The sequence below is a fragment of the Halorientalis regularis genome (assembly GCF_023698535.1).
Classification (GTDB): domain Archaea; phylum Halobacteriota; class Halobacteria; order Halobacteriales; family Haloarculaceae; genus Halorientalis; species Halorientalis regularis.
Genome location: NZ_JALJCL010000010.1, coordinates 129,170 through 150,935, shown reverse-complemented (window position 1 = coordinate 150,935; position 21,766 = coordinate 129,170). Strand labels below are relative to the sequence as shown.

The following is a 21,766-nucleotide window of genomic DNA, read 5'->3' as shown; positions in this document are numbered from 1 at the left end:
GTGAACAATGAGTGCGCAGTCCGAAAACATCGTGTGGGGTGATGCGGTGGGGGCCGTCGTCACGGTGTCGGCGTCGGGGTGTCGGTGCTGCGCACGGCGAGACGGTTCGGTTTCCGGTGGGGAACAGCGCCACGAGAACGGATCTGCAGTTCACAACACGACGCTATGACTGATCACTACGACGTAGTCGTCGCCGGTGCAGGGCCGGCTGGAGCACAGTGCGCTCGCGACCTGGCGGCACGGGACTACGAGGTCCTCGTCCTCGAAACGGAGGCCGAAGACGAGTTCCCGCGCCAGAGCAACAAGTCGACCGCCGGCACGTTCCCGTCGATGATGGCCTCGTTCAACGTGCCAAGCGACGTGGTGATGAACTACACCGACAACGTCGTCCTGGAGTCGCCCAACGATCACTACGTCCAGGAACGGGCGGGTGCGGTCCTCGAATTCGCCGACTTCAAGCAGTGGCTCGTCGCGGAAGGCCGCTCGAAGGGGGCCGAGTACTGGTTCGACGCTCGCGTCGCCAACCCCATCATGGACGGCGGCGAGATCGTCGGCGTCGAGTACAACGGCTCCGAGGAGGTGTACGCCGACGTGGTCGTCGACGCGACCGGTCCGTCCGCGCCGCTGGCCCGTGAACTTGGCGTGACCGATCTGGAACGCCGGAACCAGGCCATCGGCATCGAGTACGAGTTCGAGGGTCTCGGCGTGGATCACGACCGCTACGCCGACCTGACCGACGCGATGATGCTCCGGCTCGACCACGACCTCGCGCCCGGTGGGTACTCTTGGATCTTCCACACCGGGGAAGACACCGCCAAGGTCGGCCTCTGTTACATCCAGAACGAGCGTTTCCAGTCCCGCGGCAAGGACGGGATGACCATCGACGACCATCTGGACTACTGGCTGGAGACCGATCCCCGCTTCGAGAACGCGACCAAACTCGAAGGCAAGATGCACCGCGGGTCGGCCCACATCCAGATGCCCGGCACGCTGAGCACGGACAACTTCATGGCCATCGGCGACACCGTGCCGACCATCGACCCGCTGTGGGGCGAGGGCATCCACAAGTGCATGGAGTCGGGCCGCGTCGCGGCCGTCACGGCCGACAAGTGCCTCACGCCCAACGAGCCCGATACCTCCGCCGAGAACATGGCGACCTACGACGACCTCTGGCACGACCGGGTCGCTCCCCGGATGCGCAACCGACTGCTGATGACGAAGCTCCTCTATCTCGCGCCCAACGAGCGATACGATCAGCTGATGGCCGATCTCCGGCAGACGCCCGACGAGACGCTGGCCAGGGCCAACAAGGGGAGTCCGCTGGCCATCGGGAAGCTCATCCACACCGGCGACCTCCCCTTGCTGGTCGACTACGCGAAACAGCGGTTCGACGGTGCCGGGGCCAACCCCGCCAGTGCCGTCGCGGCCATCGCGAAACTCTTCCAGAACTAGGCCGGTGCCGATTTCACAACGGTTTTGCGCGCGGCACTCATTCCTCCGGTGACTATGACCCCCCAACTCGACCCCGAGAGCGTCCCGCGTGCCAGCGGCATGCCGATGCTCGGTCTCGGCACCTGGCAGAACGACGACGCCGACCAGTGTGCAGAGAGCGTCCGAACCGCACTGGAGACGGGCTATCGCCACATCGACACCGCACAGGCCTACGGTAACGAGGACGCCGTCGGTCGCGGCATCGCCGAGGCCGACGTGGACCGCGAGGACGTCTTCCTCGCGACGAAGGTGTGGATCTCACAGCTCTCCCACGACGACGTAATCGAGAGTACCGAGCGCAGTCTCGACAAACTCGGCGTCGACTACGTGGACCTGCTGTACATCCACTGGCCGTCCGGCGAGTACGACCCCGAGGGGACGATCGGCGCGTTCAATCAGCTCTCCGACGAGGGGAAGATCGAGCGCTTCGGCGTGTCGAACTTCGAGCCCGACCACGTCGAGACGGCTCGCGACCACGCCGACATGCCCGTGTTCGCCAACCAGGTAGAGATGCACCCCCTCCTGCCACAGGCGGAACTGCGGGAGTACGCGGCGGAGACGGAGCTGGAACTGGTCGCGTACTCGCCGCTGGCCCGCGGACAGGTGTTCGAGAACGACACCATCGTCGACATCGCCGAGGCCCACGACGCCAGCCCCGCGCAGGTCAGTCTCGCGTGGCTCCGCGAGAAAGGCGTCACCGCCATCCCGAAGGCCACGAACGAGGCCCACATCCGGGACAACTGGGAGAGCGGCGACCTGGACCTGACCGACGAGGATATCGACCGGATCGACGCCATCGACGAGCGCGACCGCCGCGTCCACCCCGACTTCGCGCCCGACGCCTGGTGACTGGCCGGAGCGGCCATCGAACCCCTCGTATTCACGCCAACTGACACCCGTCTGACGAGGCCAGAATGATTATACCCCCCGCGTCGTTACCCGCCGCACATGGCAGCGGGACGCGGACGCGCGTCGGGCGGTGTCGTCGACGATATCCGCTTCGATCTGCGGCGGATGCACGAGACCTGGATGGAGCTGTTCTTTCCGCGCCAGCGCAACGCTTCGAGTTCCGTCCTCGGGAAGTGGCAACCGAAGACGGCCCGGGAGAAACTGACCTACAACACCTGGTACTACCTCGGGATTCCGATCATCGGACTCGTCTACCCACTCGTCTTGCTCGGCGTCGTCTTGCGCTTCCAGAGCCGGCGACTCGACAGCGCGGCGCTCCGACTCGGGACGGTGGGCGTCGTCGCTCTCTTTGTCGTCCTCTGGGGCGCGCTGACCGCGGCGTCGTACGTCCGGTTCGACGGGCTCACGGAGGGCTTTTTCGCGGTCGCGGCCGCCTCGACGGTCGCCGTCGTCGCCGCGGCGCTGGCGGTCGGCTTCCGCGTCATCGGCGGGCGGGTGACGACGGTCGTGTTCGCGTGGCCGTTCGCGATGACGGCGATCTTCCTCCCGCCGGTCGTCGCGGCGCTGTACTCGCCGACGGTCGCGGCGGTCGTCCTCCCCGAGAGCGAGCGCCTCGCCATCTGGCTGCTGGAGAACCCACTCGACTTCGCGAACGTGAACGCGTACCTCCGGACCCGGTACGACCTCGAAGGGATCGCCTTCGCCGGCATGTGGTTCGGCCTCTCCGTCCCCGTCGGCTGGGTGCTGGGCATCCTGGTGACGCTGGCCGACCTCGTCCGGCCGAAAGCCGACGGCGGTGACGACGGTGACGACGACTGAGGTCGCCGAGACGAGCGCCGTCCCGCGGACCGGCCCGCCGGAAACACAATCCTGATTTTCGTCGCTTCCCACGGGTCAGATATGGAGTTCGATCTGGCGAAGACGCTGGCACTGTTCGCCGTGCTGATCGTCGTCGGTATCGGTGGCCTGATCGCCGCGCCGATCCCGATGGCGACGACCACGATCGTGATGATGGTCCTGCCGTCGACGCTCGTCTTCGGCGGGATCTGTCTGTTCCTGGGCGTCAAACACGGCGAGTATCGCGCCGGTTACTGATCCGCACCGAGGTCCCGCCGCCGCCCCTTCGGGATCTGTGAGCGCAACTCCCCGTGCAGGTAGAGGCCGACACCGAGCGGTTCGGTCTCCCCGACGATGTCGTGGGTGGCGATCAGGTAGCCCCAGTCGCCGTCCCACGCGATCTCCCGATCCTCGCCCGCGACGAACGCCGCGGCCTGCTCGCGGGTGAGGTGGATCACGTTCTGCTCCGCTCGGTTCCCGAATCGCTGGACCGCGTTCGTCGTCGGCTTCCAGTGGTCACCGCGGGTCCGCAGGACGCTCATGCCGAGTCCCTCCACCCGGACGGGCGAGTCGGTGTCGGCGTGGAACGCCCAGATCTTCCCGCGGCCTTTCTCCCAGTAGCTGAACTCGGCGAGGCACTCCCGGCCGATTCCGAACCGGTCGACCCACCAGTCGAGGACTTCCTCACGAGTGGGCTGGTCCTCGTGAATCCGGTCGCCGGGATCGGTCGGGAGGCGGACGAACTCTTGGCCGTCGTGCTGGTCTGTCATCCGGTCACCTCCAGTTTCGCACAGAAGAACCCGCCCGTATCGTTGTGGTGCGGGTAGATTCGCTTCGCTTTCCGGGCCGACTCGTCGAAGATTTCGCCCTCGAACTCGGTCACGCCGGGCGCGTGGTCGAGGGGGAGGTCGAACTCGACCAGCCGGCAGTCCTCCTCTGTGAGGACGTGGTCGAGGACGGCTTCGTTCTCCTCGGGCGCGAACGTGCAGGTCGAGTAGACGACGTGTCCCCCCTCCCGGACCGTCTGGACCGCGCGTCGGAGGATACCCTTCTGTGAGCCGGCGATGCCCTCGACGTGTTCGAGCGACCACTCGTCCAGGGTGTCGGGGTTCTTCCGGATGGTCCCCTCGCAGGAACACGGTACGTCGACCAGTGCGGCGTCGTAGGGTTTCGACTCCCAGGGCTTCAGCGAGTGGTTGCGCGCGTCCTCGCGGGTGACGGCGACGTTCGTGGCGCCCAGTCGTTCGGCGTTGCTCCGCAGTGCGGAGATGCGGCCGAGGTTGTTGTCGGTGGCCACCAGCAGGCCGCGGTCGTCCATCAGCGCCGAGAGCTGGGTGGTCTTGCTCCCGGGCGCGGCGCAGGCGTCCCATACCCGGTCGCCCGGGTCGGGATCGAGGACGGTCGCGGGGACGGCCGAGACCTCCTCCTGGCCGTGGAGCCAGCCGTGGTAGTACGGCCAGTTCGCCCCGGGCTGGGTGTCCAGTCTGAACAGGCCGGGATGCCACTCGCAGGGGTCGACGCTGATCCCCTCCGATTCGAGGGCTTCCCGTGCGGTCTCGGGGTCAGTCTCGATCGTGTTGACGCGGACCACCGGCGGTAGGGGGCGCTCGCAGGCCGCACGGAACGCCTCGAAGTCGTCGATCAGCGGTTCGTAACGGTCCAGTACCTCCATCGGCCGTCCGTTCGCTCCCGGCGGTAAAAACGTCGGCCATCCGGCCCGGGCGACTCGACCAGCGGGGAGTGCGCGGTCAGTACGCTTCGCGCTCGATGTCTTCGAGGTGGGCCTGCAGGTCGGGGAACTGCTCGACCTCGGCGAAGCCGTACTCGGCCCCGCCGTAGAACGATTCGGGGATCTCGGTCTCGACGAGAACGTCTTCGGCGTCGCCGTCGACGTGGTTGACTTTGTCGATGGGGACCAGCCGGACCGACTCCTCGTCCGCTCGCACGCAGACGACCAGTCCGTCCCGGAACAGAACGGCGTCGAACGCCTGCGGTTCGTACTCCGACGTGGTGAAGAGGGTGATCGAACCCATACGGGACGCGACGAGGCCGAGACACAAAACCCTCTCGCGGCTCGGGGGCGGTCCCGGCCGGCCCGGTCACTCCGTCGACGGCTGCCAGGCGACACAGAGGCTCCCGCCCACGACGCCGAGCAGGAGGCCGCCGACGAGGCCGCCCAGCGCGCCGAACACCGACAGCAGCGAGAGGACGATGGCGACCACACCGAGTTCGGTCGTGAACGAGGGCTGGAGGTGGGCGGCCACGCCGACGAGGACGAGCGCACCACCGATTCCGAGGCCCACCGCCGGCGCGCCGTCGGCTCCGAAGACGGCGAGGATATCCCCGAACAGGAGCGGCACGGCGGCGATGACGACCCCGGCGAGGATCACCACGAACGGGCCGGCGACGGGACCGCGGTTCCCACGCATACCGGCACGTCCACGTTCGCACGGAAAACCCTGGGCTCGTCAGGCGTAGTCGGCGAGCGGTTCCTCGATGCCCAGCAGGTCGGCGCTACGCTTCCAGAGGTCGCGCTGGGCCGTCTCGTCGCGGGCGTCGGGTGCGGGGCGGCGCTTGCGACAACGTGCGTAGTACTTCCCGGTGTCTCCCTCGACGTCTCCGGACGCGGCGAGGTAGGCCATGGTGGCCGCGCCGTCCTCGGGCGAGTCGGTCAGTGGCACGTCGTCGAGCAGGTCGCCGAACTGCTGGATCGGGCCCGGGAGCGCACGCGAGAATTCGCTCCCGGGAATGATGCCGGGGTGGAAGGAGTTCGAGGTCACGTCGCTCCCGGCGTTGTCCAGTCGCCGGGCGAGTTCGTTCGAGAAGTGAATGTTCGCCAGCTTCGACTGGCAGTAGGCCGCCCACTCCGAGAACGGACCGGGTTCGATCAGGGCGTCGAGGTTCAGCGAGGAGACGCGGTGACCGATGGACGCCGTCGTGATGACCCGGGCGTCCGACGCGAGCGTGTCGAGCAACTCCGTCGTCAGCAGGAACGGCGAGAGGTGGTTGATGTGGAAGTTCAGGTCCACGCCCAGGTCGGTCCGCTCGCCGTCCTCGAACAGTCCGCCGGCGTTGTTACAGAGGACGTCGATCTCGTCGACGGCCGTCTCGACCTCGGCGGCCATCTCTCGGACCGCCGTCACGTCGGTGTAGTCGGCCGAGACGAACTGGGCGTCCGAGCCGAGTCCCTCCAGTTCCTGCACGGCGCTCTCACCGGCTGCCTGGTCGCGTCCGTGGACGATCACGTCGGCCCCGAGCCGTCCCATCGCCACAGCGGCCTGCCGACCGAGGCCGTTCGTCGACCCGGTCACCAGCACCGTCTGCCCGGACATATCAACATCCTGTACCCCCGCTTTCACTTCCGGATCCCGTTCCCCGAGTATCATCACCCGGCAATTCTACCCAATTCCACATAATATTCGTGGAATTCTTCGCGCACAGAACGCCTACACGGCCGTCGAGGGCACTGGCCGGCGATCCGACACCCGACCGCCGGACGGCGACGGCCCACGGACTTTTTACTCACTCCCGTTCCAAGGTCGGCCATGGCACACGTAGAAGTCCACGACGACCGCTCGCTGGAGTCCCCGGTCCTGATCGAAGGGCTGCCGGGCGTCGGGCTCGTCGGGAAGATCGCGACCGACCACCTCGTCGACACGTTCGACATGAGCTACTACGCATCCTGTCGGTGTGCGGGACTGCCCGACGTGGCCGTCTACCACGAGGGCGACCCCACCGTCGAACCGCCTGTCCGGATCTACGCCGATCACGAGCGGGACCTGCTCGCCCTCCAGAGCGACGTGCCCGTCTCCCCCAGCGACGCCACGGAGTTCGCGGCCTGCCTCTCGGGCTGGATCGACGAGCAGGACGCCCTGCCGCTGTATCTCAGCGGCCTCCCGGCCGAGAAAGACGGGCCGCCGAAACTCCACGGAATCGCGACCGGCGATGCCGGCGACTTGCTGGAGGAGTACGACATCCCCGCTCCGCCACAGAGCGGTCTCATCAGCGGGCCCACCGGCAACCTGCTCTCGCGAGCCGAACAGGACGACCTCGACGGGCTCGGGTTCGTCGTCGAATCCAACGCCCAGTTCCCCGATCCCGAGGCCGCCCGCACGCTCCTGATCGACGCCATCGCACCCGTCGCAGGGATCGAAGTCGACACCCAGAAACTGGTCGATCAGGCCGAAGAGATCGCCAACGCGCGCCAGCAACTCGCCCAGCAGATGGGACAGGCCGGCGACGAGAGTTCGCAGGCCCAGCCCATCGGCTTCCAGTGAGACTTCCCGGGCCGACGCCAGCAGTCGACCCGGATTAGCCTTCGGTCTGGACTTCCTTTCGACCTGTTATCGTCTCCGGATCCAGCACGAAGTCCCGGAACGTAACCTCCTCGCGTGGCCGATCGAAGATATCGACCGCCGGGATCTCCACCGTCCACAGCCCCTGCACGGCGCTCGATTCGTAGGGCATGTCGGCCACCTCTTCCAGCGTGCCCACGGCGACGACGCTTCGCCAGCCGTCAGGTGTCTCCTCGTGTGTCGCGAACGCGACCGGGCCGTCGACGACCGCCGACTTCGTCGAACCCGCCGGGAACGAGAGACTGAAGTACAACAGCCCCGTGTTCGCGTCGTACCCGTAAGATATCGGGAGCAGCCACGGTGGCTCTTCGGGTGGTGTCGAGAACGATAGCACGCCCGTGCCACCGTCGCCGAGGAACGCGTCCCGTTCCTTCGAACTGAGCTGGACCCATCGGAGCCCCTGCATACGCTACCAACCACCGCGAGTCGTAATAACACCCCTCCCGAACCGCTCCCACTCGCCAGCGACTGGTCTCGGAACCGCTCGCTGGCGGGACACGAGCGATGGTCGGTCGGCCACTTCTCGGGAGCCACCGGCGAAGGACCTCGCGATTTGCAGGCTCAGCAAATCGCCGCACGCACTATGTGGGCTCCACCACGACCAGGACGCATGGACGGTCCGGATTCGTCGACGACACGACGAGCCATGCTGGGCGGCATCGGCACGCTCGTCGCCGGCGGGGGTGTCGTTTACGGTGCCTCACGACTCGATTCCGACAGCGCCGAACCGACCTCGAGTGAATCGAACCGCACGCAGTTTCACAGCAGGTCCGAGACGACCGGCCTCGGGATCGAACTCGGGGGCCACCCGATCATGGGCGAGATGGACGCCCCGGTCGACGTGTACTACTGGAGCGACTACCAGTGCCCGTTCTGTCGCCGGTTCGAGGCAGACTCCTTCCCGAAGATCGTCGAGAACCACGTCCGGCCGGGGACTGTCCGCTTCGTGTTCATCCAGTACCCCTACCTCTCCGAGTCGTCGATGACCGCTGCGGTGATGGATCGGTGTGTCTGGCGACAGGTCCGCGGTGGGGACGCCGCCCGGTACCTCGACTGGCACTCGGCGGTGTTCGACGCACAGGGGGAGAAAAACTCCGGCTGGGCGTCCGCGGAGAATCTCCTGGAAATCACGGCGAATGTCGAGGGTGTCGACGCCGACGCCGTCGAGACGTGTCTGGACAGCCACGGCACCGAGATCGAGGCAGCGATCGAAACGGACGTTCAGCAGGCGTCCCAGTACGGGATCCGCGGCTCGCCGGCGTTCGTCCTCTACAATCGCGAGTCCGACAAGGCGGGGAAAATCGTCGGCGCACAGCCCTACGAGCGCTTCGACTCGGCCATCTCCAAAGTGAAAAACGCATGAACGACGCCGTCGACGCCCACATCTCGCGGTTCGTCGCGGCCTTCGGGTATCCGTTCACTTCCACCGGGCGGACGGTAGCCACGTTCGCGTTCGCCGCCGTGACGTACGCCCTATTGATTCTGTCGTCGTTTCCGACCTACTCGATGCAGATGCTCACGACGGATCTGGGCTACCTCGACGAGGCGATCGTCGCACTCACTGCGAACACCTACCAGTCGGTCGGCGCGGTCGCGCTCGGCCTGATCGTCGTCTACGCCGTTTTGACCGGGATCGCCCTCACGACGGCAATCGGCCGCATCCGTCACGCTGGGGGCACGAGCGCTCGCGGACTGTCCAGCGTCCTTCCCGGGCTCCTCGCCTCGGGCTGTGCGAGCTGTGGGGCCGGCCTCCTCGGCACGCTCGGATTCGTCGGTGCACTCTCGATGCTGCCCTTCGACGGGAACCTCCTCCGTCTGGCCGGTCTCCTCCTCCTCGTGGCCTACCTCTCCCGGCTCGGTGATCCCCGTCGGTGTACGATCCCGTCTGCGACCGGCGGCGAGTAAGCGACGGGCACGAAACCGACCTGACCGACGACCTTACTGCTCACAACCGCTCGCGTCGGTGCGTCGTCGCCACACGACGGCGAGGAGACCGACCGTCAGGGCCGAGACCGCGACGCGGATGACACCCCCGCCGAGCGCCGCCGTCGTGCCCCCCGCGACGGCACCGCCCGCGGCGCCGGTCGCCGTGGGCGCGGCGAACAGACAGCAGAGGCTCACTGCACCGCCGACGGCCACGAGCGGCCACCGGGCGTCCGAACCGTCGGCAGACGCTCCAGTCGAATCCGGCATGGGTCTCAGTCGGCCCCCGAACCCGCCGATCGCGAGCCGGCACAGTCCTCACAGGATCGCCGGGAGCGAACGTAGAGGAGTCCCGCGAAGACGACGACGCTCACGACACCGAGCACCGGCCGGAGCGGGTCGAGATAGGTCATCAGTGCGGAACTGCTGAACAGCGCCAGCAGGATGGCGTTACAGATCGGGCAACCGAACGCGAGAAAGCCCAGGGCGGTCCCGGCGGCTGCAGCCCCGTCGTCGCCGTCGGGCGTTCGCTGGAACGTATAGAGGGCGAGCGCGCCCGCAGTGAGCGTCAGGAACAGGTAGTCCAGTCCCGTCCGCGGGACCATGCGGACGTAGAGGGGATTCGGGATCAATCCCGTGACGACCCCGAAGAGCACGAACGTGCCGGTCCCCACCGCCAGCGCCTTCAGGACGCGTGTCCGGAAACGGTTCATACCCCTCGTTCGCCAGTGGCCGACTAAAACGAACTGGCTCTTTGCAGTCTTGTTTAAAACACGCACTACTAATGGCAGTGAGTGCCGAACCGCTGGGCCTTTGTCCGGGGGTGGTGTACGTGAGGTCATGGACGGTGGCGAGCGTGCGCCGATCGCCGATGTTCTTCAGCTCCTCGCGGACGACTACTCGCGGCGAATTCTGCTGGCGGCCGACGAGGAGCCACGGACGGCGAAAGACCTCAGCGATATCTGTGACGCTTCGCTCGCGACGATCTACCGTCGTGTCTCGACGCTCCAAGACTACGAACTCGTCGACGAGCGCTCGACCGTGGACGACGACGGGGCCCACCGACGGAAGTACGAGACGACGCTTGAGGAACTTCACCTCGAGATGGACGACGGCGAACTCCAGGGATCGGTCACGACGCGGGACGAACTCGCGGACAACTTCACCGCCCTCTGGTCGAACCTCAGGGATCGCACATGATCGACGCTCCCTTTTTGCTCGTCAAACTCGTCACGCTCGTGCTCGCCCTCGCAGTTGCGGCGCTTGCCTTCCACGGCTACCGACGGAGTGGGAACGATCCGATGCTGTACGTCGCCGTCGGGTTCGTGTTCATCGGCGTCGGCGCGATCTGTGAAGGGCTGATCTACCAGCTGTTCGGCACCTCCCTCCTGTCGGCGGCGCTCGTCCAGGCCGTGGTCGTCTCAAGCGGGATGGTGTTGATCCTGGCGTCACTGACGCTGGGCAGCGAGTGAGCGGCTCCGCTTCGCAACCTTCACCCCGCTCCCAGTCGGACGGTGTTCCATGACCGACACGGACGAAGCCGTCGAGACGTTCCTCACGGAAACCGAGACCGTCTTCGAGGAGTACGATCAGGGCTACATGAACCCGGACGTGGCGCTGGAGCGTTTGCGGGGGCACATCGAGGACCTCGACGAGGCGACCGACTGAGAGCCAGCCCTTCTGTCCGCTTGGTTCGTGTCTAAGTACCCGGCGATCCAAGATGGAACGATGACGAACGACGAAGTAATCAACCTCCTGCAGACGGCGTACAGCGACGAGATCGAGACCGTGATGAACTACCTCACGAACTCCATCGTGCTGGACGGCGTCAGCGCCGAGGAAGTCAAAGCGAGTCTCCAGGCCGACATCCAAGAGGAGCTGAACCACGCCGAGATGCTCGGCCAGCGGCTGAAACAGCTCGACGCACGCCCGCCGGGCTCGGCGGAGTTCGAGGCGCGCCAGCACTCGCTGCAGCCTCCCGAAGATTCCACCGACGTACTCAGCGTGATCGAGGGCGTGCTCGACGCCGAGAACGACGCCATCGAGACCTACCGCAAACTGATCGACGCCGCCGAGGACGCGAACGATCCGGTGACCGAGGACATCGCGGTGACGGTCCTCGCGGACGAGGAGGCTCACCGGACGGAGTTCCGCGGGTTCCGCAAGGAGTACCGGCAGGACTGAGCTGTTTTAGAATCCACTACCATTATCGGGATCGGTCCCCCGGAGTAGGGTATGACGGAGTTTTCCGACCGGATCGAGCAGGTGTCGATCTCGGGCATCCGCGAGGTGTTCGAGGCCGCCGGCGAAGACGCGATCAACCTCGGGCTTGGTCAGCCGGACTTCCCCACCCCCGACCACGTCCGCGAGGCCGCCGTCGACGCCATCGAGGCCGGCGAGGCCGACGCCTACACCTCCAACAAGGGGACCCGGGAACTCAGAGACGCCATCTCGGCGAAGTACGACCGGGACTACGGTCTGACTGTGGACCCCGAACACGTCGTCGCGACCGCCGGGGGCAGCGAAGCGCTCCACATCGCGCTGGAGGCCCACGTCGACCCGGGCGACGAAGTGATCTACCCCGACCCCGGTTTCGTCTCCTACGAGGCGCTGACCCACATCGCGGGCGGCGATCCGAAACCAGTCCCCCTGCGCGAGGACCTGACGATGGACCCGGCGACCGTCGAGGAAGCGATCACAGACGACACGGCGGTGTTCGTCGTGAACTCCCCGGCGAATCCGACGGGTGCGGTCCAGTCGCCCGCGGACATGCGCGAGTTCGCCCGCATCGCCGACGAACACGACGTGCTCTGTCTCTCCGACGAGGTGTACGAACACATCGTCTTCGAGGGTGAACACCGCTCACCGCTGGAATTCGCGGAGACGGACAACGTCGCCGTCGTCGGTGCGTGCTCGAAGACCTACTCGATGACGGGCTGGCGGCTGGGCTGGATCACCGCCAGCGAGCGCCGGATCGAGCGGATGCTCCGTGCCCACCAGTACGGACAGGCCTGCGCGACCGCCGCCTCCCAGCACGCCGCCGAGGCCGCCCTCTCGGGTCCCCAGGAGCCAGTCGAGGAGATGGTGGGGGCCTTCGAGGAGCGCCGGGACGTGCTGCTGGACGGCCTGGCCGACATCGGCCTCGACTGTCCGACGCCCGAAGGAGCGTTCTACGCGATGCCGCGAGTGCCCGAGGGATTCGTCGACGAAGTGATCGAGCGCGGCGTCGTGGTCGTCCCGGGCGACGCGTTCGGCGAACACGGCACGGGCTACGCCCGCATCTCCTACGCCGTCGACGTGGAGACGCTGAAGGAGGCTCTGGAGATCATGGACGACGCGGCGCAGGCGGTCTGAACCGTCCTGTCACCCGCCGCCGGCACGTTTTATCCGCGCCGAGAACGACGAACGCACCATGGCAATCACTCGCCATGGTAGCGGTCTCACAGCCGCCGTCGGGGCGCTCTCCTCGCAGATTCATCCGGTGTTCATGTTGCCGCCCCTGGCCGCGTCGCTGTTCGGTGCCCTCCTGGCCGGCGTCGAGTCGCTCCCGCTGGCTGGCCTCCACGCCACCGCCGTCTTCGCCGGCCTCTACACGGCCCACGTCAAGGACGGCTACGTCGACTTCTTCGTCCGCGGGGAGGACGACGACCACCCACTGACAGCCCGCGGGTGCCGGCTCGCGCTCGCCGGTGCGACGCTGACCTTCGCCTGCTGTGTCGTCGCCATCGCACTGCTCGTCGACCTCCCGGCCGCGCTGCTGACGGCGCCCGGGTGGGCCATCGGCTACTTCCACGCGCCCCAGCTGGACACCCACCCGGTGACCGCGACCGTCGGCTATCCGACGGGTATCGCGATCGCGTTGCTCGGCGGGTACTACGTCCAGGCCGGGACGCTCGCCCCCGTCGCGCCCGCGTTCGCGGGCACGTTCCTCGTCGTCCTCTCGGGCATCAAGGTGATCGACGACGCACAGGACTACGAATACGACCAGTCCATCGGGAAGCGGACCGTCGCCGTGGTACTCGGCCGCGACCGTGCGCGCCTGACCGCCTACGGACTCATGGGACTCGGCCTGGCTGCGGTCCTGGCCTTCGCCGCGGCCGGGGTCTTCCCGCCCAGCGCGGCCGCCGCACCGGCCGTCTTCGGGGCCGTCGCGCTCACTACCCGGCGTGCCGACGACCGACTGGCCACGATGTTGCTCATCCGGGGATCGTATCTCTTCCTCGCGGTCCTGATCGCCGCTACCTGGTTCCGCCCCCTGGCCGTGTGACCGTCGTCCGCCTCGCCCACGGAACCCGACGCGAAGGCGCCCGCAAACCGGGATTTGTTACGGGACGTCGATCCGAGAAACGATAAGATATATAATAAATGCCGGGGCATAGCCGGCGACACGTACACCCGGGCGGGCCCGTTCGTATACGGCAAGGGATCCCATCACATGTCGACGTTCCAGACTGCGGTGAACGAATCGCTGGCGGTTACCGAAGCGGAACTCGAATCGCTCGTGGTCGCCGACGACGCGATGTCGCTGGGCTACCGCGTGCCGTCCACGGACGACCGGGACGCCATCACGGAACAGGTCGCGGCGGTCGCAGCCGCGTTCCTGCTAGTCGTCCGAGACGGGGCCGGCCGGCCCGAGCTGACGGTCCACATCTACGAGGGGGACGCGCTGGTGCCGACCGCCTCGTATTGCATCGACGCCGACTGGGCGCGAGCCTGCATTCTCGGCGACAGCGAACACAGCGAGTACCTCCAGCGCGTCCTGGACTCGCTCGTCTCCCGCGAGCAACTCGCCGCCGGCAAAGTCTCCTTCGTCGAGGCCTGACACGGCGAACCGTCACGGGTGGGGTGTGGGGTTCGTCGACACCCGTCTCCTCCGGCGTCGGATTGATGCGGCTGTCGGCCGCATAGGCACGTATGTCCGCCCCGAACACGGACGACGGCTCGAACCGCTCGCTCCCCGACATCGGCGTCTTCGGTCCCTACACGTACCTCGTCACCGAATTCCTGTGGGGAGCCGTCGCGGTCGCACTCCTCCGGTACGCAAACGCCTTCCGTGCCGCCGGCCGCGTCGTCGCCGTCGTCTACCTGCCCGCCTACCTCTGGGATCGGTACACGCTCGAAGTCGGCGTCTTCGAGATCCCGCTCCGGACTGGCCTTGAGGTATTCGAGGTGCCGATCGAGGAACATGTGTTCATGATCCTCGTTCCGTCGCTGGTCGTCGGGGTCCACGAGTCCGTCGAGAAGTGGCTGGCCGAGCGACGGGGGACGGAGTCCACGGCCGACACCGGTGAGTGACCGTCACGTCGCCGTGCTCACGATCTTCACCACGTCGGCCTCTTCGAGCTCGTGGTCGTCACTGATCTTCCGCCCGTCCTTCGCGTCGACGGCGTGGAGGTACCCGTCGCCGATGTCGGAGTGGACGGCGTAAGCCAGATCGACTGGCGTCGAACCATCGGGGAGCAGGTGTGCGTCCGGCAGAACGTTCCCTTTCGCGTCGGTCCACTTGCTCTCGTTCTGGACGGGGTAGGCCGTGAAGTGATCGAGCAGGTCGTAGACGGCCGTGTTCAGCGATCTCTGGACGCCGGTGCCGCCCCACTCCTGCATGACCTCGCGGATCCGCTCTAACCCCTCGGCCTGCTGGTCGCTCACGTCCCCGACGATGTCGAAGTCCGGGTCCCCGGGGTCGTAGTCGACGATGCCCGCCTCGGCCCCGTTGCGCAGGGCCAGCTCCCCGTCGGCGGTCGCGGGGACGACGTACTCGGCGGCCTCGCGGAGGCGTTCGACGTTGCCCTCGGGCGCGACGTCGGCCTTGTTCGCGACGACCACGATGGGTTTGGTGCGCTGACGGATCTTCTCGGCCAGCGCCTCGCGATGTTCGTCGGTCCACTGGATCGGGTCGTCGGGATAGTCGAGTTCCCGGAGGGTGCGAGCCACGTCGAGTTCCGTCGCGCCGACGCCGGTGAGCATCTCCGCCAGCGCCTCGTCGATGTCGAAATCGGGCGAGCGCGACTGGCGTTCGACCGACTCCCAGTTGCGCGAGACGATGCTCGCCAGCCAGAGGTCCATCTCCTCCTCGACGAAGTCCACGTCCTCCACGGGGTCGTGCTCGCCCACCTCGACTGGCTCGCCCTCTTCGTTGGTGCCACCGGAGGCGTCCACGACGTTCAGGATGGCGTCGGCGTTCGAGAGTTCGTCCAGGAACTGGTTGCCGAGCCCTCTGCCCTCGTGGGCACCGGGGACGAGGCCGGCCACGTCGAGCAGTTCGACGGGGACGTAGCGTTTGCCCGCGCGGCAGTGTTCGTCGCCACAGCGCTCGTCGCGTTCGAGGCAGGGGCACTCCGTCCGGACGTAGCTGACGCCGCGGTTGGCGTCGATGGTCGTGAAGGGATAGTTGCCCACGTCGACGTCGGCCCTGGTTGCGGCCGTGTAGAACGTCGACTTGCCGGCGTTTGGCTTGCCGGCGAGTGCGACCGATAACATGCCCCGAGATACCCGGGATGCGTGGAAGGGGCTTTCGGTTCCGGGGGTCGTGGTGGGCGCGCGGTAGCTGTCACTGACTCGCCGCCAAAAGAGTCGATTTACTCCGCGAGGCCGGCCTCGTGGCCGTTCTCGCGGTAGTCGTCGTCGGTGTCGGCGGACTCGTCTTCGGGCGCAGTCACACGCTCGCCCTCCGAGTCCTCCGCAGTCACACGCTCTGCATCCGTGTCGTCGTCCTCCTCGGGCACAGTCACACGCTCGTCGTCGGTCGAGTCGTCGGCCTCGTCGGCCGGCTCCGCGTCCGGGCCGCCCGTTTCGTCGGCGGCCGGGTCGTCGGCCTCGGTGGCCGCCTCGTCGGTCGCCGAGTCGTCGGCCGCCGGCGCTCCAGTTCCGGAGTCCGACTGCAACATGGTCATCTCACCGCGCGCACGGATGGATCCCTCGACGGTCGCGTCCTCGTGCAGTTGCACGTCGGTCGCGGAGATGTCACCCCAGACGGTGACGCCCGGGCTGACGCTGACGGTGCCGTCCCGGGTCGTCACGTCGCCTTTGATCTCCGTGCCTGCGCCGACGTGCACGTCGGACTTGGCGCGGAGACTCCCGAAGACGACGGTGTCCTCGCCGACGGCCAGCCGTTCGGCGCGGACGTTGCCGTGCAGTCGGCAGTCGTCGCCGACGGTGGCCGGCGTCGAGACGCGCCAGGCGTCGTCGCTGACGCTCCCGTTCCGGGGGATCAGGACCGGGTCGCCCTCGGCCCCGTCGTCGCTCAGCACTTCGGAGACGACCTCGTCTGCAGCCTCCTCCTCGCCGATCCGGAGGAGATGCGAGAGGTACACGAAAAGGAAGACGATGGTCGGCATCGGATTGCGGATGACGATCCAGCCGTTGGCCTCGAAGCCGTCCTCGATGTCGACGTCGTCGCCGATGTCGAGGTCGCCCGAGACCATCAACTGGCCGCCGATGTGGACGCGCTCGCCGATGTACGCGTTCTCACCGACAAGGACGTTCCCGGCCACGTCGCTCCACATGTCGAGCCGACAGTCGCCCTCGGCCTCGATGTCGCCGCCGAAGCGGACGCGCTCGCCCGCGATGACGTTGTGCCCGCGGACGCCGAACTCGACGGTACTCTGTCCGCCGACGATCACGTCCCCGTCGGTGACGAGGTCGTGTTCCTCGACGGTAGTCCCGTCCGGGATCTGCAGTTCGTCCAGGAGATCCGAGCGCAACGGCACACCCGCACAACTGTCGGGGTCGATATTAAACTCGGGGGCAACGTCTGACGCCCGTCTGACGCTGACAGCCGTCGCTGCCCCGCCGTGACTGTGACACCGCGCAGTTTTTTACCGGCGATGGCGTAGCGCCCCAGCATGACGGCGCTTTCCTTCGACGAACAGGGTGTCGACGTGGTGTACCAGGGCACCGAATTCCGCCTGGAGAAATCTCTCATCGAGGACGCGATCGGCAAGTCCTACCCCGACGTGACCGACCACGAGGTCCTGAAGATCGTCGCCGAGGACCCGGCGCTGTCGGGCGAGCCACGCCGCATCGCCGAGATCCTCGCCTGAATCGAGTCGGTACAACTAAATTCCGCGCCCCGAATATTTCCCCCATGAACGACCTCGTCGAGAAGTTCGATCATCCGTCGTGGTTCACTATCGGTGGGACAGTTGCTGGCTACGGGCTCATCCTCGTGGCGATGTTCGTGTTGCTCTTCGTGGTGCCGTTCCTCATTTTCTCGGCGCTGTGATTGCGCCAGGACCCGCGTTCCGTTTCTCCTTTCCGACCAGGGTCTCCGTTCGCGTCCGGTCGTTTCGGGTCCGATTCGACGCACTCACCGGAGCGCGATGTACGGACCAAGGAGCAACAACAGCGCCGCGAGGACGCGGGTGAGACGCTCCGAGTCGACCGATTGGGCGACTCTCCAGCCGGCGACGACGCCCGCGACTTCCGGAACGCCGACGACGACGACCAGCGGCCACGAGACGGCGTCGCGGGCGACGTAACCGAGGGTCGCGAACCCGGCGACGAAGATCGACTGGACCTGCGCGATACCGACGGACAGGAGCATCGGGACGCCGACGGCGACCAGTAGCGGCACCGCCAGAACCGGTCCGCCGACGCCGAGGAGCCCGCCGGAGACGCCGACGAACGCGCCGATCGCTCCGATGCCAAGCGTCCCGCGGCGCGTCGTCGCGTCGTACTCCCCGTCGGTCGAACCGTAGCGATTGCGGTAGAAGACGAGGATGCCCGTCAGCGAGACGAACACGCCCAGCAGGACGGCGAACACCGACTCGTCGACGAGCGCGTTCAGGCGGACGCCCGCGAGCGCCCCGGCCAGTCCGGTGAGGCTCAACACGACGGCCATCCGCCTCCCCGCCCGCGAGGCGAGTTCGCCCGAGCGTCGGTAACTCTCGGCACCGATTAGCCCCGTCGCGACGAAGGTCGCACTCGCCGTGCCGACGACGACGGCCGGCGGGAGGTCGGTCACCGTGACGAGTGCGATCGTGACGAAGATGCCGCCCGGGCCGACGGCGGTGATCCCGACACCCGCCAGCAGCGAGACGGCGACGACGAACGCCAGCGTCGCGGTGGAGAGACCGGCGACCATCGCGTCAGAATCCGCCGGTGAGGATGGCGTTGATGACGAACCGGCCGGCGCTCCACGCCGAGTAGACGGCGAGGAGGATGAGCGCGCTGTTGACGGCGTTGAGCTTCCAGCCGTTCGTGTACTCGCCCATGACGTCGGTGTCGTTGACCGCCCAGAACAGCAGGACGGCGGTAACGGGGAGCCCGACGACGCCGTTGTACGCCGGGAAGAGAATTATCATGTCGATGACGCTCAACCCGAAGTACTGGTGGACCAGCGGCGAGAGGCTCCCGAGGGCGACACCGCCCACGTAGACGAGCTTGAACACACGGTTGCTGTCGGCGACTTCGCCGCCGATCGCTTCCGGGATCATGTACGCGGGTGCCCACATGATCGGGACGATGCTGTTGAACGCGGCCGCGAGCGTCCCGACGAGGAAGACGACCATCGCCCACTCGCCGAGGACGGACGCGAGCGCGCGGCCGGGCGTGAGGAACGACCGCAGTTGCTCGTACCCTGCTGGTCTGAGGACCGCGGCCGCGACGACGACGATCGCGATGGTCGTGATGCCGCCGATCGCGTAGCCGATGGACAGATCGCGCCGCATCGTCGGCACGTCGGCCCGCTCGGTCCATCCCTTCTTGTCGACGAGCTGTGATTCAAGGAAGAAGTTCGGCCACAGCGCCGTGGTTCCGAGGATACTCACGGCTAGCGCCATCGAGCCGGTCGGGCCGAGCGAGGGGACGAACCCCGTGGCCGTGGCGACGAGGTCGGGGCCGCTCGCCCCCGCGACGACGATGTACGCTATCAGGAGGCCGAACATCATCGCGACCATGATCTTCTCGACGGCGTCGTACCCGAGTACCCCGACGACGAGGGCCAGGAGTCCAGTCAGATACGCGAAGGGTTCCCAGCCGATCCCCTGGAGATTCAACAGGACGACGATACCCTTCCCGACCGCAGCCGTGAGTTCGAGCGTCCAGGCGACACAGCCGACCGAGAGCAACACCATCAGGGCGGTCGCGGCCCTCGATCCGAGTTTCGTCCGGGCGAACCCCGCCAGGGAGTCCCCGTGGATGCCGAGGCGAGCGCTCATGTCCTGGGCCACGAACCCGAGCAACACCGCGCCGACGACGGCCCACAGCAGCGTGTAGCCGTACCTGACACCCGCGGCACTCGCGATGAACACTGACCCCGATCCGAAGTAGCTCGCGACCATGACGAGCGCGAGCCCGTACTTCCGGAAGAACTCCGAGAGAGAGGGAACCGATACGCTGTCCGTTATGTTTACAGTTTCCATTGTCTCACCAGTAGCTCCGTATCCTGTTACTGAGACCGACGAAAGCGGATCTCAGAACCGATCCGTTCGGATACCAGACGAGCCAGGTGGAAGGAAGTTGTGCTATCGTCACGGCCGAGTTCCGACTCCGTGTGGGCGTACCACAGGGCTTCTCCGGAGTCGGAACTCGGCGACTCGATACGACGGCGGCGAGGCCGGCAGCGGGCTACACCGGAGCGTTCAGAATGGGGCCTATGCGAACGTCTTCGAGACTTCTTCGTCCTCGTCGGCCTCCTCCTGAATCTTCTCCCAGGCCTCCTCGAAGTCCGTCATGCGGACCTCGGTGCGGTCGTCGCGGATGGCGAACATGCCGGCCTCGGTACAGATCGCCTTCACGTCAGCGCCGGACGACTCGTCGGCCATCTCGGCGAGTGCCGCCCAGTCCACGTCGTCGGAGACGTTCATGTCACGGGTGTGGATCTGGAAGATCTGTTCGCGACCCTCGGCGTCGGGCTTGGGCACTTCGATGAGCCGGTCGAAACGACCGGGGCGGAGGATGGCACGGTCGAGCATATCGAAGCGGTTGGTGGCAGCGATGATCCGGATTTCGCCCCGATCCTCGAAGCCGTCCATCTCCGAGAGCAACTGCATCATCGTCCGCTGGACCTCGGCGTCGCCGGAGGTCTTGGAGTCGGTCCGCTTGGCCGCGATGGCGTCGATTTCGTCGATGAAGACGACGGCGGGCTCCTCCTGACGGGCCAGTTCGAACAGGTCCCGGACGAGTTTCGCCCCCTCACCGATGAACTTGTGGACCAGTTCGGAGCCGGCCATCTTGATGAAGGTGGCGTCGGTCTGGTTGGCGACGGCCTTGGCGAGCATCGTCTTCCCCGTGCCTGGCGGGCCGTGGAGCAACACGCCGCTCGGCGGGTCGATGCCGACTTCCTCGAACATCCCGGGGTTTTTCAGCGGCATCTCGACGGTCTCGCGGACTTCCTCCATCTGGTCCTCGATGCCGCCGATGTCTTGGTAGGTCACGTCGGGGCTCTTGTCGACCTGCATGACACGGGCCCGAACGTCCGTCTCGTCGTCCAGGGACTTCACGATCGAGAGGGAGTTGTTGACGGCGACCCGACTGTCGGGTTCGAGGTCCTCGCGCATCTCGTCGGTGACCTCCGTCAGGGCCTCCTGGTTGTTGCCGTGCTGTTTGATGATGACGCCCTCGTCGGTGAGTTCCTGCACCGTTGCGACGAACAGCGGGGACTGCTTGAGCTTCTTGTTTTCGTGGGTGAGCCGTTCGAGCTTCTGCTGGTACTTGTTGTTCTCGGCGTTGGCGTCCAGCAACTTGTCCCGCATCTCCTCGTTCTGGGACTCGAGGACTTCGAGCCGTTCCTGGAGGGCGTTGATCTTCTCCTGCTGAGAAGCGTCCTCGTCGTACGGCAACTCGACGTCGTCCACGGTGTCGGTCATTGGCACTGGATAAGGGATGTAGTAATAAGAGACTTCGGGTAGACACAAGCACCGAAGCAAGCCCGAAGGCACGCGATTCCGGATTTTGGCGATTACTATTGGGCATAATCCTGAACAGGAAATATTATTAGCCTGTATGCGAAATTGACGGGTAAGATGAGTGCCTCAGAGTCCGCCGGAACGGACGCCGATGCCGCGGGCTGGGACGCGGTGCGGGAGCTCCCGCCCAGTGCCAAGCTGGTCGCGAAGACCCTGGAGTACAACGACACGTTGACACAGAGTCAGCTGGCAGAGGAGACGCTGTTGCCGCCCCGGACCGTTCGGTACGGGTTGAACAGGCTGGAGGAGGTCGGCGTCGTCGAGTCGCGGTTCTCCTTCTCGGACGCTCGCAAGCGGATATACACGCTGACGATCGACGAGTCCCGCTGAGCGACGCCTCCA

Annotated in this window: 31 protein-coding genes; 18 read left to right on the top strand and 13 right to left on the bottom strand. The window is 66.5% G+C overall.

Annotated elements, in window-relative coordinates; all coding sequences use genetic code 11:
* Positions 1–165: 165 nt before the first annotated feature.
* The 4 genes from MU521_RS14265 to MU521_RS14250 all read left to right on the top strand — a co-directional run bounded on the left by MU521_RS14265 (position 166) and on the right by MU521_RS14250 (position 3,495).
* Positions 166–1,452, top strand: coding sequence for a digeranylgeranylglycerophospholipid reductase (locus MU521_RS14265; protein ID WP_092693230.1), 1,287 nt, complete (start codon positions 166–168; stop codon positions 1,450–1,452).
* 99 nt (positions 1,453–1,551) lie between these two features.
* Positions 1,552–2,340 (top strand): aldo/keto reductase, encoded by a 789-nt coding sequence (locus MU521_RS14260; RefSeq protein ID WP_092693509.1) that lies wholly within the window; start codon positions 1,552–1,554, stop codon positions 2,338–2,340.
* Between the two features lie 99 nt (positions 2,341–2,439).
* Positions 2,440–3,219 (top strand): hypothetical protein, encoded by a 780-nt coding sequence (locus MU521_RS14255; RefSeq protein ID WP_092693231.1) that lies wholly within the window; start codon positions 2,440–2,442, stop codon positions 3,217–3,219.
* Positions 3,220–3,300: 81 nt separating this feature from the next.
* On the top strand, positions 3,301–3,495 hold the full coding sequence (locus MU521_RS14250) for a DUF7333 family protein (RefSeq protein WP_092693233.1): 195 nt from the start codon (positions 3,301–3,303) through the stop codon (positions 3,493–3,495).
* On the opposite strand, the gene MU521_RS14245 is transcribed toward MU521_RS14250, so the two are convergent.
* The 5 genes from MU521_RS14245 to MU521_RS14225 form a co-directional block, all read right to left on the bottom strand.
* On the bottom strand, positions 3,489–4,007 hold the full coding sequence (locus tag MU521_RS14245; RefSeq protein WP_092693235.1) for a DUF7122 family protein: 519 nt from the start codon (positions 4,005–4,007) through the stop codon (positions 3,489–3,491). The genes MU521_RS14250 and MU521_RS14245 overlap by 7 nt on opposite strands.
* Positions 4,004–4,909 (bottom strand): RsmB/NOP family class I SAM-dependent RNA methyltransferase, encoded by a 906-nt coding sequence (locus MU521_RS14240; RefSeq protein ID WP_092693236.1) that lies wholly within the window; start codon positions 4,907–4,909, stop codon positions 4,004–4,006. Before MU521_RS14240 ends, MU521_RS14245 begins: the two co-directional genes overlap by 4 nt.
* A 76-nt stretch (positions 4,910–4,985) precedes the next feature.
* A complete protein-coding gene (locus MU521_RS14235; protein WP_092693238.1) occupies positions 4,986–5,270 on the bottom strand; it encodes a hypothetical protein in 285 nt (94 codons plus the stop codon).
* 66 nt (positions 5,271–5,336) lie between these two features.
* Positions 5,337–5,666, bottom strand: coding sequence for a DUF6114 domain-containing protein (locus tag MU521_RS14230; protein WP_092693240.1), 330 nt, complete (start codon positions 5,664–5,666; stop codon positions 5,337–5,339).
* Positions 5,667–5,705: 39 nt separating this feature from the next.
* Positions 5,706–6,623 (bottom strand): SDR family NAD(P)-dependent oxidoreductase, encoded by a 918-nt coding sequence (locus MU521_RS14225; protein WP_092693241.1) that lies wholly within the window; start codon positions 6,621–6,623, stop codon positions 5,706–5,708.
* 159 nt (positions 6,624–6,782) lie between these two features.
* Between MU521_RS14225 and MU521_RS14220 the strand changes: the two genes are divergently transcribed.
* A complete protein-coding gene (locus MU521_RS14220; RefSeq protein WP_092693243.1) occupies positions 6,783–7,514 on the top strand; it encodes a proteasome assembly chaperone family protein in 732 nt (243 codons plus the stop codon).
* Between the two features lie 34 nt (positions 7,515–7,548).
* Here MU521_RS14220 and MU521_RS14215 read toward each other — a convergent pair whose 3' ends face one another.
* A complete protein-coding gene (locus MU521_RS14215) occupies positions 7,549–7,998 on the bottom strand; it encodes a pyridoxamine 5'-phosphate oxidase family protein (RefSeq protein WP_092693244.1) in 450 nt (149 codons plus the stop codon).
* Between the two features lie 204 nt (positions 7,999–8,202).
* Here MU521_RS14215 and MU521_RS14210 point away from each other — a divergent pair, with 204 nt between their 5' ends.
* Both MU521_RS14210 and MU521_RS14205 read left to right on the top strand, forming a co-directional pair.
* Positions 8,203–8,955, top strand: coding sequence for a DsbA family protein (locus MU521_RS14210; protein WP_175452883.1), 753 nt, complete (start codon positions 8,203–8,205; stop codon positions 8,953–8,955).
* Positions 8,952–9,497: a hypothetical protein gene (locus tag MU521_RS14205; protein WP_092693246.1), complete on the top strand. Its 546-nt coding sequence runs from the start codon at positions 8,952–8,954 to the stop codon at positions 9,495–9,497. Before MU521_RS14210 ends, MU521_RS14205 begins: the two co-directional genes overlap by 4 nt.
* A 33-nt stretch (positions 9,498–9,530) precedes the next feature.
* Here the strand turns inward: MU521_RS14205 and MU521_RS14200 are convergent, their stop codons facing one another.
* A complete protein-coding gene (locus MU521_RS14200) occupies positions 9,531–9,785 on the bottom strand; it encodes a hypothetical protein (protein WP_092693249.1) in 255 nt (84 codons plus the stop codon).
* Between the two features lie 5 nt (positions 9,786–9,790).
* Positions 9,791–10,228, bottom strand: a complete 438-nt coding sequence (locus tag MU521_RS14195) for a hypothetical protein (RefSeq protein ID WP_092693251.1) — start codon at positions 10,226–10,228, stop codon at positions 9,791–9,793.
* 127 nt (positions 10,229–10,355) lie between these two features.
* On the opposite strand from MU521_RS14195, the gene MU521_RS14190 reads away from it, so the two are divergent.
* The 8 genes from MU521_RS14190 to MU521_RS14155 all read left to right on the top strand — a co-directional run bounded on the left by MU521_RS14190 (position 10,356) and on the right by MU521_RS14155 (position 14,810).
* Positions 10,356–10,715 carry an ArsR/SmtB family transcription factor gene (locus tag MU521_RS14190; RefSeq protein ID WP_092693253.1) on the top strand — a complete coding sequence of 120 codons (360 nt, stop codon included), beginning with the start codon at positions 10,356–10,358 and terminating at the stop codon, positions 10,713–10,715.
* Positions 10,712–10,987 carry a DUF7521 family protein gene (locus MU521_RS14185; protein ID WP_217630168.1) on the top strand — a complete coding sequence of 92 codons (276 nt, stop codon included), beginning with the start codon at positions 10,712–10,714 and terminating at the stop codon, positions 10,985–10,987. Before MU521_RS14190 ends, MU521_RS14185 begins: the two co-directional genes overlap by 4 nt.
* Before the next feature lie 49 nt (positions 10,988–11,036).
* A complete protein-coding gene (locus tag MU521_RS14180) occupies positions 11,037–11,183 on the top strand; it encodes a hypothetical protein (RefSeq protein ID WP_175452884.1) in 147 nt (48 codons plus the stop codon).
* Between the two features lie 60 nt (positions 11,184–11,243).
* Entirely contained in the window at positions 11,244–11,699 is a 456-nt protein-coding gene (locus tag MU521_RS14175) for a ferritin-like domain-containing protein (RefSeq protein WP_092693254.1), read from the top strand.
* A 51-nt stretch (positions 11,700–11,750) separates the two neighbouring features.
* Positions 11,751–12,869, top strand: a complete 1,119-nt coding sequence (locus MU521_RS14170) for a pyridoxal phosphate-dependent aminotransferase (RefSeq protein WP_092693256.1) — start codon at positions 11,751–11,753, stop codon at positions 12,867–12,869.
* Positions 12,870–12,927: 58 nt separating this feature from the next.
* Positions 12,928–13,782 (top strand): UbiA family prenyltransferase, encoded by an 855-nt coding sequence (locus MU521_RS14165; RefSeq protein ID WP_092693258.1) that lies wholly within the window; start codon positions 12,928–12,930, stop codon positions 13,780–13,782.
* A gap of 168 nt (positions 13,783–13,950) precedes the next feature.
* Positions 13,951–14,337, top strand: a complete 387-nt coding sequence (locus tag MU521_RS14160; RefSeq protein ID WP_092693259.1) for a DUF8159 domain-containing protein — start codon at positions 13,951–13,953, stop codon at positions 14,335–14,337.
* Positions 14,338–14,429: 92 nt separating this feature from the next.
* Positions 14,430–14,810, top strand: a complete 381-nt coding sequence (locus MU521_RS14155) for a lycopene cyclase domain-containing protein (RefSeq protein ID WP_092693261.1) — start codon at positions 14,430–14,432, stop codon at positions 14,808–14,810.
* A 3-nt stretch (positions 14,811–14,813) separates the two neighbouring features.
* Here the strand turns inward: MU521_RS14155 and MU521_RS14150 are convergent, their stop codons facing one another.
* Together MU521_RS14150 and MU521_RS14145 are read right to left on the bottom strand one after the other, a co-directional pair.
* Entirely contained in the window at positions 14,814–15,995 is a 1,182-nt protein-coding gene (locus tag MU521_RS14150) for a redox-regulated ATPase YchF (protein WP_092693263.1), read from the bottom strand.
* A gap of 98 nt (positions 15,996–16,093) precedes the next feature.
* Positions 16,094–17,224 carry a polymer-forming cytoskeletal protein gene (locus tag MU521_RS14145; RefSeq protein ID WP_092693265.1) on the bottom strand — a complete coding sequence of 377 codons (1,131 nt, stop codon included), beginning with the start codon at positions 17,222–17,224 and terminating at the stop codon, positions 16,094–16,096.
* A 135-nt stretch (positions 17,225–17,359) separates the two neighbouring features.
* Here MU521_RS14145 and MU521_RS14140 point away from each other — a divergent pair, with 135 nt between their 5' ends.
* Together MU521_RS14140 and MU521_RS14135 are read left to right on the top strand one after the other, a co-directional pair.
* Positions 17,360–17,557, top strand: coding sequence for a DUF5800 family protein (locus tag MU521_RS14140; protein ID WP_092693266.1), 198 nt, complete (start codon positions 17,360–17,362; stop codon positions 17,555–17,557).
* Positions 17,558–17,601: 44 nt separating this feature from the next.
* Positions 17,602–17,739 (top strand): hypothetical protein, encoded by a 138-nt coding sequence (locus MU521_RS14135; RefSeq protein WP_175452885.1) that lies wholly within the window; start codon positions 17,602–17,604, stop codon positions 17,737–17,739.
* A gap of 84 nt (positions 17,740–17,823) precedes the next feature.
* On the opposite strand, the gene MU521_RS14130 is transcribed toward MU521_RS14135, so the two are convergent.
* The 3 genes from MU521_RS14130 to pan1 all read right to left on the bottom strand — a co-directional run bounded on the left by MU521_RS14130 (position 17,824) and on the right by pan1 (position 21,325).
* A complete protein-coding gene (locus MU521_RS14130) occupies positions 17,824–18,600 on the bottom strand; it encodes a sulfite exporter TauE/SafE family protein (protein ID WP_092693268.1) in 777 nt (258 codons plus the stop codon).
* A 4-nt stretch (positions 18,601–18,604) separates the two neighbouring features.
* Complete coding sequence (locus MU521_RS14125; RefSeq protein WP_092693269.1) at positions 18,605–19,879, bottom strand: Nramp family divalent metal transporter; 1,275 nt, start codon at positions 19,877–19,879, stop codon at positions 18,605–18,607.
* 231 nt (positions 19,880–20,110) lie between these two features.
* Complete coding sequence (pan1, locus tag MU521_RS14120; RefSeq protein ID WP_092693272.1) at positions 20,111–21,325, bottom strand: proteasome-activating nucleotidase Pan1; 1,215 nt, start codon at positions 21,323–21,325, stop codon at positions 20,111–20,113.
* A 156-nt stretch (positions 21,326–21,481) separates the two neighbouring features.
* On the opposite strand from pan1, the gene MU521_RS14115 reads away from it, so the two are divergent.
* On the top strand, positions 21,482–21,754 hold the full coding sequence (locus MU521_RS14115; RefSeq protein ID WP_092693274.1) for a winged helix-turn-helix domain-containing protein: 273 nt from the start codon (positions 21,482–21,484) through the stop codon (positions 21,752–21,754).
* Positions 21,755–21,766: the final 12 nt, after the last annotated feature.

Excerpts from the sequence above, each read along its gene's own strand:
- MU521_RS14265 (WP_092693230.1), top strand. The coding sequence starts at position 166 with ATGACTGATCACTACGACGTAGTCGTCGCCGGTGCAGGGCCGGCTGGA.
- MU521_RS14260 (WP_092693509.1), top strand. The coding sequence starts at position 1,552 with ATGCCGATGCTCGGTCTCGGCACCTGGCAGAACGACGACGCCGACCAG.
- MU521_RS14255 (WP_092693231.1), top strand. The coding sequence starts at position 2,440 with ATGGCAGCGGGACGCGGACGCGCGTCGGGCGGTGTCGTCGACGATATC.
- MU521_RS14250 (WP_092693233.1), top strand. The coding sequence starts at position 3,301 with ATGGAGTTCGATCTGGCGAAGACGCTGGCACTGTTCGCCGTGCTGATC.
- MU521_RS14245 (WP_092693235.1), bottom strand. The coding sequence starts at position 4,007 with ATGACAGACCAGCACGACGGCCAAGAGTTCGTCCGCCTCCCGACCGAT.
- MU521_RS14240 (WP_092693236.1), bottom strand. The coding sequence starts at position 4,909 with ATGGAGGTACTGGACCGTTACGAACCGCTGATCGACGACTTCGAGGCG.
- MU521_RS14235 (WP_092693238.1), bottom strand. The coding sequence starts at position 5,270 with ATGGGTTCGATCACCCTCTTCACCACGTCGGAGTACGAACCGCAGGCG.
- MU521_RS14230 (WP_092693240.1), bottom strand. The coding sequence starts at position 5,666 with ATGCGTGGGAACCGCGGTCCCGTCGCCGGCCCGTTCGTGGTGATCCTC.
- MU521_RS14225 (WP_092693241.1), bottom strand. The coding sequence starts at position 6,623 with ATGATACTCGGGGAACGGGATCCGGAAGTGAAAGCGGGGGTACAGGAT.
- MU521_RS14220 (WP_092693243.1), top strand. The coding sequence starts at position 6,783 with ATGGCACACGTAGAAGTCCACGACGACCGCTCGCTGGAGTCCCCGGTC.
- MU521_RS14215 (WP_092693244.1), bottom strand. The coding sequence starts at position 7,998 with ATGCAGGGGCTCCGATGGGTCCAGCTCAGTTCGAAGGAACGGGACGCG.
- MU521_RS14210 (WP_175452883.1), top strand. The coding sequence starts at position 8,203 with ATGGACGGTCCGGATTCGTCGACGACACGACGAGCCATGCTGGGCGGC.
- MU521_RS14205 (WP_092693246.1), top strand. The coding sequence starts at position 8,952 with ATGAACGACGCCGTCGACGCCCACATCTCGCGGTTCGTCGCGGCCTTC.
- MU521_RS14200 (WP_092693249.1), bottom strand. The coding sequence starts at position 9,785 with ATGCCGGATTCGACTGGAGCGTCTGCCGACGGTTCGGACGCCCGGTGG.
- MU521_RS14195 (WP_092693251.1), bottom strand. The coding sequence starts at position 10,228 with ATGAACCGTTTCCGGACACGCGTCCTGAAGGCGCTGGCGGTGGGGACC.
- MU521_RS14190 (WP_092693253.1), top strand. The coding sequence starts at position 10,356 with ATGGACGGTGGCGAGCGTGCGCCGATCGCCGATGTTCTTCAGCTCCTC.
- MU521_RS14185 (WP_217630168.1), top strand. The coding sequence starts at position 10,712 with ATGATCGACGCTCCCTTTTTGCTCGTCAAACTCGTCACGCTCGTGCTC.
- MU521_RS14180 (WP_175452884.1), top strand. The coding sequence starts at position 11,037 with ATGACCGACACGGACGAAGCCGTCGAGACGTTCCTCACGGAAACCGAG.
- MU521_RS14175 (WP_092693254.1), top strand. The coding sequence starts at position 11,244 with ATGACGAACGACGAAGTAATCAACCTCCTGCAGACGGCGTACAGCGAC.
- MU521_RS14170 (WP_092693256.1), top strand. The coding sequence starts at position 11,751 with ATGACGGAGTTTTCCGACCGGATCGAGCAGGTGTCGATCTCGGGCATC.
- MU521_RS14165 (WP_092693258.1), top strand. The coding sequence starts at position 12,928 with ATGGCAATCACTCGCCATGGTAGCGGTCTCACAGCCGCCGTCGGGGCG.
- MU521_RS14160 (WP_092693259.1), top strand. The coding sequence starts at position 13,951 with ATGTCGACGTTCCAGACTGCGGTGAACGAATCGCTGGCGGTTACCGAA.
- MU521_RS14155 (WP_092693261.1), top strand. The coding sequence starts at position 14,430 with ATGTCCGCCCCGAACACGGACGACGGCTCGAACCGCTCGCTCCCCGAC.
- MU521_RS14150 (WP_092693263.1), bottom strand. The coding sequence starts at position 15,995 with ATGTTATCGGTCGCACTCGCCGGCAAGCCAAACGCCGGCAAGTCGACG.
- MU521_RS14140 (WP_092693266.1), top strand. The coding sequence starts at position 17,360 with ATGACGGCGCTTTCCTTCGACGAACAGGGTGTCGACGTGGTGTACCAG.
- MU521_RS14135 (WP_175452885.1), top strand. The coding sequence starts at position 17,602 with ATGAACGACCTCGTCGAGAAGTTCGATCATCCGTCGTGGTTCACTATC.
- MU521_RS14130 (WP_092693268.1), bottom strand. The coding sequence starts at position 18,600 with ATGGTCGCCGGTCTCTCCACCGCGACGCTGGCGTTCGTCGTCGCCGTC.
- MU521_RS14125 (WP_092693269.1), bottom strand. The coding sequence starts at position 19,879 with ATGGAAACTGTAAACATAACGGACAGCGTATCGGTTCCCTCTCTCTCG.
- pan1 (WP_092693272.1), bottom strand. The coding sequence starts at position 21,325 with ATGACCGACACCGTGGACGACGTCGAGTTGCCGTACGACGAGGACGCT.
- MU521_RS14115 (WP_092693274.1), top strand. The coding sequence starts at position 21,482 with ATGAGTGCCTCAGAGTCCGCCGGAACGGACGCCGATGCCGCGGGCTGG.